The sequence below is a fragment of the Methanocaldococcus sp. FS406-22 genome, assembly GCF_000025525.1.
Taxonomy (GTDB): Archaea; AGJL01; Methanococci; order Methanococcales; family Methanocaldococcaceae; genus Methanocaldococcus.
Window position 1 is genome coordinate 304,922 of the sequence record NC_013887.1, and the last position, 11,978, is coordinate 316,899.

The 11,978-nt window shown below is 31.5% G+C and carries 15 protein-coding genes; 4 read left to right on the top strand and 11 right to left on the bottom strand.

Annotation, left to right across the window (positions count from 1 at the left end):
• Positions 1-64: 64 nt before the first annotated feature.
• The 4 genes from MFS40622_RS01590 to MFS40622_RS01600 all read right to left on the bottom strand — a co-directional run bounded on the left by MFS40622_RS01590 (position 65) and on the right by MFS40622_RS01600 (position 2,743).
• Positions 65-808, bottom strand: coding sequence for a hypothetical protein (locus MFS40622_RS01590; RefSeq protein WP_012979923.1), 744 nt, complete (start codon positions 806-808; stop codon positions 65-67).
• A gap of 1 nt (position 809) precedes the next feature.
• The gene (locus MFS40622_RS09555; protein ID WP_012979924.1) at positions 810-980 is read right to left on the bottom strand and encodes a hypothetical protein; all 171 of its coding nucleotides are present in this window, start codon (positions 978-980) and stop codon (positions 810-812) included.
• 2 nt (positions 981-982) lie between these two features.
• Positions 983-1,765: a septum site-determining protein MinD gene (locus MFS40622_RS01595; protein ID WP_198003849.1), complete on the bottom strand. Its 783-nt coding sequence runs from the start codon at positions 1,763-1,765 to the stop codon at positions 983-985.
• A 96-nt stretch (positions 1,766-1,861) separates the two neighbouring features.
• Positions 1,862-2,743 carry a DUF2121 family protein gene (locus MFS40622_RS01600; RefSeq protein ID WP_012979926.1) on the bottom strand — a complete coding sequence of 294 codons (882 nt, stop codon included), beginning with the start codon at positions 2,741-2,743 and terminating at the stop codon, positions 1,862-1,864.
• A gap of 108 nt (positions 2,744-2,851) precedes the next feature.
• Between MFS40622_RS01600 and nikR the strand changes: the two genes are divergently transcribed.
• A complete protein-coding gene (nikR, locus tag MFS40622_RS01605; RefSeq protein ID WP_010870053.1) occupies positions 2,852-3,277 on the top strand; it encodes a nickel-responsive transcriptional regulator NikR in 426 nt (141 codons plus the stop codon).
• A gap of 3 nt (positions 3,278-3,280) precedes the next feature.
• On the opposite strand, the gene MFS40622_RS01610 is transcribed toward nikR, so the two are convergent.
• The 3 genes from MFS40622_RS01610 to cobK are packed head-to-tail and all read right to left on the bottom strand — an operon-like array spanning position 3,281 to position 6,020.
• Positions 3,281-4,378: an archaeosine biosynthesis radical SAM protein RaSEA gene (locus tag MFS40622_RS01610; protein ID WP_012979927.1), complete on the bottom strand. Its 1,098-nt coding sequence runs from the start codon at positions 4,376-4,378 to the stop codon at positions 3,281-3,283.
• Between the two features lie 57 nt (positions 4,379-4,435).
• The gene (locus MFS40622_RS01615) at positions 4,436-5,254 is read right to left on the bottom strand and encodes a hypothetical protein (protein ID WP_012979928.1); all 819 of its coding nucleotides are present in this window, start codon (positions 5,252-5,254) and stop codon (positions 4,436-4,438) included.
• 16 nt (positions 5,255-5,270) lie between these two features.
• A complete protein-coding gene (cobK, locus tag MFS40622_RS01620) occupies positions 5,271-6,020 on the bottom strand; it encodes a precorrin-6A reductase (RefSeq protein ID WP_012979929.1) in 750 nt (249 codons plus the stop codon).
• A 73-nt stretch (positions 6,021-6,093) separates the two neighbouring features.
• Between cobK and MFS40622_RS01625 the strand changes: the two genes are divergently transcribed.
• The gene (locus MFS40622_RS01625) at positions 6,094-7,146 is read left to right on the top strand and encodes a M42 family metallopeptidase (protein WP_012979930.1); all 1,053 of its coding nucleotides are present in this window, start codon (positions 6,094-6,096) and stop codon (positions 7,144-7,146) included.
• Between the two features lie 6 nt (positions 7,147-7,152).
• Here MFS40622_RS01625 and MFS40622_RS01630 read toward each other — a convergent pair whose 3' ends face one another.
• The 3 genes from MFS40622_RS01630 to MFS40622_RS01640 form a co-directional block, all read right to left on the bottom strand.
• Positions 7,153-7,656 (bottom strand): CBS domain-containing protein, encoded by a 504-nt coding sequence (locus MFS40622_RS01630; protein ID WP_012979931.1) that lies wholly within the window; start codon positions 7,654-7,656, stop codon positions 7,153-7,155.
• A gap of 173 nt (positions 7,657-7,829) precedes the next feature.
• Positions 7,830-8,447 carry a 16S rRNA (pseudouridine(914)-N(1))-methyltransferase Nep1 gene (locus tag MFS40622_RS01635; protein WP_012979932.1) on the bottom strand — a complete coding sequence of 206 codons (618 nt, stop codon included), beginning with the start codon at positions 8,445-8,447 and terminating at the stop codon, positions 7,830-7,832.
• Between the two features lie 10 nt (positions 8,448-8,457).
• Positions 8,458-9,243 (bottom strand): winged helix-turn-helix transcriptional regulator, encoded by a 786-nt coding sequence (locus MFS40622_RS01640; RefSeq protein WP_012979933.1) that lies wholly within the window; start codon positions 9,241-9,243, stop codon positions 8,458-8,460.
• Between the two features lie 92 nt (positions 9,244-9,335).
• Here MFS40622_RS01640 and surE point away from each other — a divergent pair, with 92 nt between their 5' ends.
• A complete protein-coding gene (gene surE / locus MFS40622_RS01645) occupies positions 9,336-10,136 on the top strand; it encodes a 5'/3'-nucleotidase SurE (RefSeq protein ID WP_012979934.1) in 801 nt (266 codons plus the stop codon).
• Between the two features lie 13 nt (positions 10,137-10,149).
• Here the strand turns inward: surE and MFS40622_RS01650 are convergent, their stop codons facing one another.
• Positions 10,150-10,566 (bottom strand): hypothetical protein, encoded by a 417-nt coding sequence (locus tag MFS40622_RS01650; protein ID WP_012979935.1) that lies wholly within the window; start codon positions 10,564-10,566, stop codon positions 10,150-10,152.
• A gap of 278 nt (positions 10,567-10,844) precedes the next feature.
• Here MFS40622_RS01650 and MFS40622_RS01655 point away from each other — a divergent pair, with 278 nt between their 5' ends.
• Positions 10,845-11,867 (top strand): adenylosuccinate synthetase, encoded by a 1,023-nt coding sequence (locus tag MFS40622_RS01655; protein ID WP_012979936.1) that lies wholly within the window; start codon positions 10,845-10,847, stop codon positions 11,865-11,867.
• The last annotated feature ends 111 nt before the right edge of the window (positions 11,868-11,978 follow it).

Genomic DNA, 11,978 nt, shown 5'->3' on the forward strand with positions numbered 1-11,978 from the left:
TAAGCAAAATTAATTTTAATAAGGTTTGAAAAGCACTATAAAATAGGATTAATAATGATTTGCCTTAGATTTTAATGATATACATTACGATAAATCCAAACACTATACCAATTATCAACCCAAGAATTCCATACGTCAGCCAATTACTAGTATTTTGTGTATTTCCAACAGTTTGTGTTGTTGATGTACCATTAGATTTTTGTGTTACTTTTTCTTGGGATGTTGTTGTGCTAGTATTTTTAATATTTTCTGTTTTATTTGTTTCATTTAAGGTGATATTGGTCTCATTTATAGAGATGTTTGTAGTATTTACCGTAGTTATGTTTGTAGTTATATTTTTAAATGTCTTAGTAATATTTTCTGAAGTCGTTGTATTTTCAAGCTTTATTTCCGATATATTTTCAGTTTCATTTTTTATATTATTCGGATATGTAACTTCGGGGAGTGTCAATATGATAATGTTGAATAAAAATTCTTTATTTACATCTATACCATCAACAAAATATTTCATTTGAACTTTAATTGTGTGATTTCCAGGCTTTACGGCTTTACCTTCAAATATATGAAATACTTTGGCATCTTCTGCGACTCCTGCATAGTGTAAGGTAGAGTTTTCAAACTCTACAGCATCTGAAAAAACTGTAACATTAAAGTCTTCAACGGCATATGGTGCTCTCCATTGGAATATAACGTATACTGAGCTATTTACCAAACATTTTTCTGGGGTTATTATAATATCAGGATTGGTGGCATAGTTTGTTGCAAATAAGAAAAATATTAATGGAAGTAGCAAAAAAAACTTTTTCATTTTATCCACCGAGCTTTAGTTTTCTTATTCTTTCATTTAGTTTCTCAACCTCCTCTTTTGTTAGTCTTGTGGCCCTTTTAACTTCTTCTAATTCCTTTTGTAACATGATTACCTTAATACCCAATATTATGTTGAGAATTATGCTAATAGCCACAATCACATACAAAATCATCTTTATCTCCTCCCAAACAATCCTTTAATAAACCTTGATATGAAGGATTCTTTCTTCTTCTTAAGTTGTGCCTCATATTTAACCCCAACCAACTTAGCGGCAATCTCCATAATTGCCTGAGCAGCTGGTGAGTCAGGATACATGATAACAAGAGGAGTCCCAAACGCAGCTGCTTTTCTAACATGAGGGTCTTCTGGAACAACACCTATAACAGGAACCTCTAAGATGGTTTCTATGGCCTTAACTCCCAACTCTGTACTTTCATTAGAAACCCTATTAACAATAGCCCCAATAATGTCAGTTCCCAATCTTTTTGTTATAGCGATAATTTTTAATGCATCTGATATTGAGGATATCTCAGGATTTACAACAACAATTAAACCATCTGCTGATGATATTGCTATCAGTGTCTCTTTTCCAATACCTGCTGGACAGTCAATAATTAAAATCTCAACTAAATCATGTATTGCCTTTAAAACTTCTTCAAGTTTTTCTGGCTTAGCCCTTCTAAATTTTTCTAATGAAACTCCAGCCGGGATAACCAAAACTCCTTCAGGTCCCTCGTAAATTGCATCCTTTATATCTGCTTTGCCAGCTAACACATCGTTCAAAGTTATTGGCTTTCCTTCTAATCCCATTATAAGCTCTAAATTAGCCATTGCTATATCAGCATCTAAAACAGCTACTTTTTTCCCAAATTTTGCAAGAGCCACGGCAAGATTTGCAGCTATTGTTGTCTTTCCAGTTCCCCCTTTTCCAGATGCTATTGCGATAGCTATTGCCATTAATGTCACCATTCAAAAATGTTTCATATTAATTATATGACATCAAGATTATAAAGTTTTAGGTTAAATAAATTACTCTTTGGTTTAGTTATTTATTTATTTGTGAATTATGATGTAATTGGTCGTTAGTTTCTCATTAGTGCCTTTTATTTTCATGTCTCCATTCTCAATGACTACTATATCCCCATCCTTAAAGTTACCTTCTACCTCTACAACTTTAAATACCTTTGGATTTGGGTCTATCTTATCGATAGCTATGTAATTATCATATAAATGAAGCTTTCCATCTTTAATAACCCCAATCTCTCCATTTTTTACGATTTTATTAACTATGCTCATAACCTTTCCAAAATCTATAAGCTGCTTTCTCAACTGTTCCCTATATTTAAATAAACTCTCAATATCTTTTTTAATAACTTCCTCAAAATCCTTTTCATATTTATTCACACTATAAATGTCATATTCTTTACTTATTGTAGGATGCCACTTTAATTTCTCAAAAATTTCTTTTATTGCATCTTCTATTTGTTGTAGAGGCATCATTGGGAATAGCTTTGCAGTTCTTTTTAATTCTTCTTCGGCTTTCTTTTTTAAAAACCTATTTCCAAGAACTACAACTCCAAAACCTTCCTTTATCATTTGATTGGTAACAGTATCGTTTAGTATGTCTATTATAGCACATTTTCCTTTTGTTGCATAAACCCTTCTTCTCCTTGCGTCAATCCCTAAGCTTCTAACTTCCCCAACCACTACTGAATCAGAAATCTTCCTAACTTTTTCCCTGTCATCTTCGATTATAATTTTAATATTGAGTTCTCTGGCTAAGTTATACAATTCATCTTCCGAGGTTATCTCTCCGCTGTATAATTTTTCTTCCAAGATTTTTCTTTTTTGTTCTTCACCTCTAAAAAATATCTGCCTCCTATCTCCTCCAATTACAGCTCCATTTTTACCATAGTAGCAGATAATCAAGCTCATTCTTTCACCTACTTAGACTAATAATATTAGTATTATTATTATCGTTAATCTTATATATTAGTTATTAAATAGTAATATTAATAACCTCAAAAATAAACGGGGGAGAGTATGACAGAAATGGATAGGATAAGCATATCACTACCTTCAAAGCTCTTGAGAGAGTTTGATGAGATAATTGCTGAAAGAGGATATGCAAGTAGAAGTGAAGCAATAAGAGATGCCATTAGAGATTATATAATAAAACACAAATGGATTCACAGCTTGGAAGGGGAGAGAGCTGGAAGTATTAGCGTAATTTATAATCATCACGCTTCAGATGTTATGGAAAAGATAACTGAAATTCAGCATAACTATACAGACATCATTGTAGCAACACTCCATTTACACTTAGACCACGACCACTGCTTAGAAACAATATTGGTTAGAGGAGATGCTAAGAGAATTAGAGAGCTAACAGATAGATTAACTGCCTTAAAAGGAGTTAAACAAGTTAAATTAAGTGTTATGGTTCCAGGAGGACAGATTCCAGAATAATTTTTATAACAAAAGTTTTTTCTCATCCCCCAATGGGACTATATTTTTATTTTCAACTTCAATGTATGCCTCCCATATTTTTTTACATTCACATTCAACATTTAAAATATCAATATCCTGCATTAAAGTGAATCTCTCCAACTTTTCTTTAATCAATTTGTTGCATTTGCAATTGTATAGGTTATGAGCCCCTCTCTCACTACCAACACCAGAAGTATCGCACATAATTAAAGCTTTAGGATTGCTTTTTTTAACTTCTCTCAATATCTCAATTACACTCCACAAGAATGGTGGCCTATATTGATTCTTATTAAAAAAGAACTCCATCACACTTCCTTTATGGACTGTAGCTGGGCAGAAAGATATTCTTGAGCAGCCCAACTCTATACATTTATTTGCTGAGTATATGGCATCCTCAATTGCCTCTTTTTCAGTTATAAATAAAGGTTTTATCAACAAATAAGCTTTTATTCCAACGTTGTAGTTTTTAGATAACTCTATCACTCTGATTATTTGTTCATTTGTTATTCCTTTGTTAATTGCCTTTTCTCTAATTTCTTCATTAAAACTTTCTATTCCTACTCCAATTTCAACATTAACATCTAAATACTTTCTAATCTCATTTAATTTATCTTCATCGATAAATTCAGGTCTTGATTCAATAGCCACTTCTTTTAAATTATCAAATTCACTTAATTTTTTGAAAATATAATCTCTTGCCTCTTTTGGCACTTCCCTATCATCTAAGAAACTTCCAGAAGTGAAGATTTTAACACTAAAATCTTTGAGATTGTTTATTTTTTCTTTATACTTTTCAATTGCATAATTAAACTGATTTATTATATTTTCAGCAGTTATTTTTTCAGGGGAAGAGTCCATTAAATAGGAACACATCAAACAACCTCCTTCTTTTGCATAATAACAGCCCTCTGTCCTTAAAATTATTGTAAGGGATTTCCCTATGCTAAAATCTCTATATATATCATCTTGAATCCACACAGCGATGGGTTTATCCTTATCTCTGGGTTTTCTCTTTTTTAAATGCTTCTCTCTCAATTTCTTTAGAAATTCTTTATAATCATAATTAACAATTTGGTTCATTTTATCAACTCTTTTATGTTATTTTAATATCTAGGATTTTAGCTACTTTATGGCTCATTATTCAAAAATAATTCTATACAAGTCCTGTTTCAATTTTTCAATTCCATAATTTTCTACAAAATCTGCCATTCTACCTTTACCAAACTTTGCATATAAACTTATCAATTCATCAATAACCAATAAAACATCATCCTCAGTTTTTAAATCTATTAGGTGTTTTCCCTCTTTATATATTCTCCCTCCTTTTCCTCCAACGAATATACTGATAACTCTTTCAGCTTCAAAAGCATCACATAATCCAATACATTTCCCTTCTCCAGTGCATGTATCTTTTATTATTTTATTTTCCCAATCTATAGCATCTAAATCACAAAAATCTTTACATTTTCCACAATCCGAGCATTTCTCTTTGTTTATAGTTATTTTGTATCTATAGCATATTCCAATATCACAAAATCTATGAAATGTGCATGAATTTGGGCAACCACTAACATTTATCTTTACCTTTCTTGGAACCCAAACACCTTCAAACTCCTCATGAATCCTCCTTGCCAAAGAAACTGAATCTCCGATAGCATTGTAACACTCTAAGCCAATGCAGGATACAACTTGCCTTACCCTATTTCCAGTTGAACCTAAGCTTAAATTAACACTATTTAAAATTTTTTCAACATCTTCCAAATATTCTGGAGATATCTTAAATTCAATGCCTTGTCTTGTTGTTATATGAGCTCTATTATCACCAAAATTTTCAATAACATAGGCTATTGCCTTTAACTGCTCAGCATTTATAAATCCAGGTTTTAAAGAAATTCTTAATGTATAGTTATCTTTTTTCATTATAACGCCATATTTTAAGTCTATATTGCAGTGCATCCTTTTCACCAAAAAATTATAAAGTTAAATTTTTAATGTAATTAACTAACTCATTTACATCATCAAAACAAATTGGATAATTAATTTTTGGCCTTTCAACAACTATAACCTTAGCTCCAGCTTCTAAAGCTCCATAAACTTTTTCTTTAAATCCTCCACTCTCCCCACTATCTTTGGTTATTATGGCATCGCATCCATAACCCTTAATTAAATATTTGTTAAGCTCCTTGGAAAAAGTCCCATACATAGCTACAATATTTTTTTGTGGCAAAATCTTTAAAGCCTCATTTACAGAGATTGGCAGAACTCTTGCTATAACCTTATCTTTCCCAACGATATCAACAACTGTCTTTAAATTCTTAATTCCTGCCATGTGAAATACTTTATTTGCTTTTTTAGCCAATCTTGCAGCTTCAATAAAATCTTTAACATATATAACATTTGGGTGGTTTATCTTTTCCTCTTTTCTCTCAAATCTTACATATTTTATATCAAGCTCTTTACAAACATCAATAGCATTTTTGCTTGCATTTATTGCAAAAGGATGGGTGGCATCGACTAAGATATCTATATTGTATTTTTCTATAACATCTTTCAGCTCATTTTTATCTAAAGGCTTTGCTATCACCTCATCAGCAAACTCCTCTCCTAATTTTCCACCGTAATCAGTTGTAGAAGTGTATAAAATAAAGACATCTCCTAAATTCTTTAACTTTTTACCAATTTCAACGCTATCTTTAGTTCCTCCCATTAACAATAGCTTCATAACTTCACCATAAATATTTTATTTCTCAATATCATTATCTTTTATTGAGATATTTATTTTATAGGTGAAAGTTATGAGTGTTGTTGAATACTTAAAAAAACTCTCAAAACTACATGGAATATCTGGGAGAGAGGATAGTGTTAGAGAGTTTATGAAAAAAGAGTTGGAAAAATATTGTGATTCTGTAGAGATTGATAATTTTGGAAATTTAATTGCAAAAAGAGGAAATAGTGGAAAGAAAATTATGATAGCTGCCCATATGGATGAGATTGGTTTGATGGTTAAATATATAGATGACAATGGCTTCTTAAAATTCACAAAAATTGGGGGAATTTATGATCCAACAATATTAAACCAAAAGGTTGTAGTTCATGGGAGCAAAGGGGATTTAATTGGTGTTCTTGGTTCAAAACCACCGCACAGAATGAAAGAAGAGGAAAAAACCAAAATAATCAAATATGAAGATATGTTTATAGATATTGGAGCTGAGAGTAGAGAAGAAGCTATAGAGATGGGAGTTAATATAGGAACATGGGTTTCTTTCTTAAGTGAGGTTTATGAGTTAGGGAAGTATAGATTAACTGGAAAGGCATTTGATGATAGGGTTGGATGTGCTGTTCTCTTAGAAATTATGAAGAGGTTATCTGAAGAGGATATCGATTGCCAAGTTTATGCAGTGGGAACTGTTCAAGAAGAAGTTGGATTAAAAGGGGCAAGAGTTTCTGCCTTTAAAATAAATCCAGATGTTGCTATTGCGTTGGATGTAACTATTGCTGGAGACCATCCAGGAATTAAAAAAGAAGACGCTCCAGTTGATTTAGGTAAAGGGCCTGTAGTTGGGATAGTAGATGCATCTGGTAGAGGACTAATAGCTCACCCAAAAGTTTTAGAGATGATTAAAGCTGTTTCTGAAAAGTATAAAATAAATGTCCAGTGGGAAGTTGGAGAAGGGGGGACAACTGATGCAACAGCTATCCATTTAACAAGAGAAGGAATTCCTACTGGTGTTATTTCAGTCCCAGCAAGATACATACACACACCAGTAGAAGTTATAGATAAAAGAGATTTGGAAAAGACTGTTGAATTAGTTTATAATTGTATAAAAGAGGTTAATGGTTTCTTCTAAATATTTTTATTTTGTATTATATAAGGTCGTAAGGATTTTTAACTCTTTTATAACATTTTTATATAGCAGTTTTATAATATCCTCCATAAAAATAATGCCTTCTAATTTTCCAAGAATTTTTTCAGGATATTTTGTATTGATTACTGGAAGTTGGTCTAATTTCTTATCAAATTCTATCATTTTTTCGAAGGCAGTAATTATATCCTCGTCAGCTGTTGTATAAGGAGGATTTTTTAGCATAACCTCCCCCACATTAAGATATGGATGGCTCATCATATATTTTCTAATTTCTCTTAGTGTAATAAATCCAATCATTACTCCCCTATCATCAACTACAGGCATTCCACTAATGTTGTATTTAATCATTTCGTCAAATATCTCCCCTATTGTTTTTTCGGGCGTTGTTGTAATTACATCACCAGATACCATTACATCTTTCACTCTAACTTTTTGTAGCTCTTTATATTTATTGAGGGTTCTTACTAAGTGTAGTTTCACGAATTTTGACATAATATCTACCTACTTTGATTGCCACCCCTTAGATTATAATTTATTTAATGTGGTAAAGACAGTAACAATAATATTTTTGTTATTATGACTTAAATAAGTTAGTGCAATATAAGCCACTTTAAATTTTTAAAGTTACAAAATAGTAAAAATATATAAAAATATATTGAAATATTTTAGAAACTTAATGAATAACAGATTATTCCACAAACAGTCCAAGCCATTAAACCTTTATTGTAAATAGAGATTTCCTCAATATCTCCAAAAACTTTTTCTTTATCGATATTTAACTTCCCATATGGAAAGCCCCCTATTATAAAGGTATCATACCCCTTTAAATGATTTGGATGTGTCAATTTTCCTGTCTTAGTCATTAGAGCTATTTTTTTAGCATTTATTTCATTTAATAAATCCTCCAATGTTTTTTCTTCCATTTTTATTAAATGGTTTCCCTCTCCTTTTAAAACCTTCTCCATAACTCCCAAAAATCTAAAGTAATTCCTCGGTAACCTTGTCTCAGGATTTATTTTTAAAACCTTATCATCGTATGTGTGGATATATATATTTAGCTTTTTTTCATGATTTATTGGACTGTCTAATATATTTAAAAGTGATATGTGGATGATATCTGGCCTACCTCTCATCTCTCTATCTTTTAGCTTTTCCATTGCTCTATAGTGGTAGTTAGAATCTAAAATATCATATTTATAGACTCTGGACTTTTTTATTTTATCTTTTATCTCTTCTGGGATTAACTCAAGAGCTGATTTTGCTAAAATTATATTATACGACATTTTTCCTTCCTCACATGTTTTCTTTAGTTGCATCTAATACAGTATAGCTAATTTTTGCATTATCAAGCTTTTTAATAACTTTTTCAGCCATCTTTCCAGTTATTAAGGCAACAACATTACATCCTCTATTGCATGCATTTACAATAGCTTCAGGCACGGCAAATCTTATATCTGGCTTAAGCCCTAACTTATGTGCAACAACATAAGCAACAGTTCCCATAGTAGCAATCACATAGTCATCTAAATTATTAAGATTATTTTTTATTAAATCAAAGTCCACAGCTCTCGAACCACCAACAACTTCAGGTGGGATTCTAAACACTATTACTTTTCCTTTAGGCACATCAATAATTCCTTTAATTTCACATATTGCTATATCTTCTCCCCTCTTTCCCCCATATAATGCCTTTGCTTTTGCTTCCCCTTTTGGTTCTTTTGATGCATATAGCAAACCATTTTTCATAAATAGATATACTGTTTCTCCATCTTTAATGTCCTCTTCTGCAATAGCAGGCCATATATCTTTGTATCTATAGACAGCAGTGTTTATTTCATCTAAATACTCTCTAAACTCTGATATCCAGTTTTTTAACTTTCTTAAACCTTTTTCAGTTACTACATACTCCCCTCTACCCCTTGATTTCACATAACCCTCTTTAACCAGGTTTCTTATATGCTCTGAAACTGCCTGAACTGTTATTCCTAAATTCTCAGCTATCTCTTTCTGTTTTATATGTGGTTGCTTTCTTATGATTTCAGATAAAACTTGAAATTCAGTTATATTTCTTTTTTTCATTGTGACCCCTCAAAAAGTTTTAATTACCTGTAAGAATAAATATTATCCTTAATGGTATTTAAATGTTAAAGATAACTTTAATTGGTGATATCATGGAAATATTGATAGTTAATGATGATGGAATTTACTCACCTTCATTGATAGCATTATACAACGCTTTAAAAGAGAGATTTGAAGATGCAGAGATAACGATAGTGGCTCCAACAAATCAGCAGAGTGGAATTGGTAGGGCTATAAGTTTATTTGAACCACTGAGGATGACTAAGGTTAAGTTAGCAAAAGATATTATTGGCTACGCTGTTTCTGGAACACCGACTGACTGTGTAATATTGGGAATATATCAAATATTAAAAAAAGTTCCAGATTTGGTTATTTCAGGGATAAACATTGGGGAAAACCTTGGGACTGAAATAATGACTTCTGGAACTTTGGGGGCTGCATTTGAAGCAGCTCATCATGGGGCTAAATCTATTGCATCCTCATTACAAATAACTTCAGACCACTTAAAATTTAGAGAGTTAGAGATACCAATAAATTTTGAAATTCCTGCAAAAATAACTGCAAAAATTGCTGAAAAATATTTGGATTATGACATGCCATGTGATGTCTTAAATATAAACATCCCAGAAAATGCAACCTTAGAAACTCCTATAGAAATAACAAGATTAGCAAGAAAGATGTACACAACACATGTTGAGGAAAGAGTAGATCCAAGGGGGAGGAGTTATTACTGGATTGACGGCTACCCAATATTTGAGGAGGAAGAAGATACAGATGTCTATGTTCTGAGAAAGAAGGGACATATCTCAGTAACTCCTTTAACCTTAGATACAACTATTAAGAATTTAGATGAGTTTAAAAACAAATATGGGAAAATCCTCTGTGAGAAATAGGAATTGTTTAAAGTTAGTATAATCCACTTTTTCTAAGTTTTTGTAGTTTTTCTTGAATAGCTTTTTCTAATTTTGTTAATTCCCCTGTATTGTGAAAATCGGTAATTTTTAAAGTTTTTGGATTAATGTATGTCCAAGCTCCTGCATAGACAATAATATCGTATTTAAGAGGTTTATATCCCCTTTTTTCCATTTCTTTATAGACATTCTTAAAATCTATGCAATCTATTAAATCTAGTCCAAATTCATCATATTCAATAAGTTTTCCCATTAATTTTTCTGATCTTTTTAGTTCTTCCCATTTTATACTTTTTACTATTGCCTCTGCCAAATCGTTTATAAATTTTTCTTCTGTAACATCATCTGGAGCTATAAACTCAAAATCATAAAAATCCTCATAAGAAGAGAACTCTACTCTAACAATCTTCATTAAAAAACCCTTTTTGTATTGTTTAATTAAGAAATATAGAACGAAATAAATAATACTTAAAATTTGTGTTATTATAATTTTTTGATAATTTTAATCTAACCATATTTAAAATCATTAAAATAATTAAAATTAAAAATCTAAAAGAATAAGACCCTATTTCAAAAATAAAAGGTTTTTCTCTGTATATTCTATTAATTAAAAGTTTTAATATTAATTAACTTTAAATATTGTAATTACAAATAGATATAGGGTTTTGAACAGTAGAAAGGGTGGTTTTATTGACTTGCACCATTATTGTTGGAGGACAATGGGGAGATGAAGGTAAAGGGAAAATAATAAGCTATATTTGTGATAAAGACAAGCCATCAATTATTGCAAGAGGAGGAGTAGGACCAAATGCTGGACATACTGTAAATATTGGAGGAAAATCTTATGGAATTAGAATGATACCTACAGGATTCCCATACAAAGAGGCAAAGTTAGCTATAGGAGCAGGTGTTTTAGTAGACCCAGAAGTTTTGTTAAAAGAGGTGGAGATGCTTAAAGACTTTAATGTTAGAGAGAGACTGATTGTAGATTACAGATGTGGAATTATTGAAGAAAAACACAAAATTATGGATAAAAAAGATGAGCACTTAGCTAAAGAGATTGGAACTACTGGAAGTGGCTGTGGCCCTGCAAATGTTGATAGAGTGTTGAGGATTTTAAAACAGGCAAAGGATATTGAAGAGTTAAAAGAATTTTTAGGAGACGTCTCTGAAGAAGTCAATAATGCGTTGGATAGAGAAGAAAATGTTTTAATTGAAGGAACACAAGGAACTTTGCTCTCTTTATATTATGGAACATATCCTTATGTAACATCCAAGGATACAACCGCTTCATCATTTGCTGCTGATGTTGGTATCGGCCCTACAAAAGTTGATGAAGTTATAGTAGTCTTTAAAAGCTTCCCTACAAGAGTAGGAGCTGGGCCATTTCCAACTGAAATGTCGTTAGAAGAGGCAGAGAGTCTAGGAATTGTTGAGTATGGAACAGTTACCGGAAGAAGGAGAAGAGTTGGTTATTTTGACTTTGAATTAGCAAGAAAAGCTTGTAGGTTGAATGGAGCAACACAGATAGCTTTAACTGGTTTGGATAAATATGATAAAGAGTGTTATGGAGTAACCGAATACAGCAAATTAACTGAAAAGGCCAAAGAATTTATAAATAAGATTGAAGAAGCTACAGGAGTTCCAGTAACTATAATCTCTACAGGCCCAGAAATGCATCAAACAATTGATTTAAGAAGTGAGAAATTATAAAAATTCCAAAGAATTTTAATTAAAAAACTTTTTATTTATTTTTTTAGATTCTCCTTAACTTCTTTAGCAATAGCTCTACTTAATATCGGAGGAACACTCTCTGCCGAACCT

Coding starts and splice junctions, on each gene's coding strand:
- MFS40622_RS01610 (WP_012979927.1), bottom strand. CDS start 4,378: ATGAACCAAATTGTTAATTATGATTATAAAGAATTTCTAAAGAAATTG.
- MFS40622_RS01615 (WP_012979928.1), bottom strand. CDS start 5,254: ATGCACTGCAATATAGACTTAAAATATGGCGTTATAATGAAAAAAGAT.
- MFS40622_RS01635 (WP_012979932.1), bottom strand. CDS start 8,447: ATGTCGTATAATATAATTTTAGCAAAATCAGCTCTTGAGTTAATCCCA.
- MFS40622_RS09555 (WP_012979924.1), bottom strand. CDS start 980: ATGATTTTGTATGTGATTGTGGCTATTAGCATAATTCTCAACATAATA.
- MFS40622_RS01650 (WP_012979935.1), bottom strand. CDS start 10,566: ATGAAGATTGTTAGAGTAGAGTTCTCTTCTTATGAGGATTTTTATGAT.
- MFS40622_RS01625 (WP_012979930.1), top strand. CDS start 6,094: ATGAGTGTTGTTGAATACTTAAAAAAACTCTCAAAACTACATGGAATA.
- surE (WP_012979934.1), top strand. CDS start 9,336: ATGGAAATATTGATAGTTAATGATGATGGAATTTACTCACCTTCATTG.
- MFS40622_RS01600 (WP_012979926.1), bottom strand. CDS start 2,743: ATGAGCTTGATTATCTGCTACTATGGTAAAAATGGAGCTGTAATTGGA.
- MFS40622_RS01590 (WP_012979923.1), bottom strand. CDS start 808: ATGAAAAAGTTTTTTTTGCTACTTCCATTAATATTTTTCTTATTTGCA.
- MFS40622_RS01630 (WP_012979931.1), bottom strand. CDS start 7,656: ATGTCAAAATTCGTGAAACTACACTTAGTAAGAACCCTCAATAAATAT.
- cobK (WP_012979929.1), bottom strand. CDS start 6,020: ATGAAGCTATTGTTAATGGGAGGAACTAAAGATAGCGTTGAAATTGGT.
- MFS40622_RS01640 (WP_012979933.1), bottom strand. CDS start 9,243: ATGAAAAAAAGAAATATAACTGAATTTCAAGTTTTATCTGAAATCATA.
- MFS40622_RS01595 (WP_198003849.1), bottom strand. CDS start 1,765: ATGGCAATAGCTATCGCAATAGCATCTGGAAAAGGGGGAACTGGAAAG.
- nikR (WP_010870053.1), top strand. CDS start 2,852: ATGACAGAAATGGATAGGATAAGCATATCACTACCTTCAAAGCTCTTG.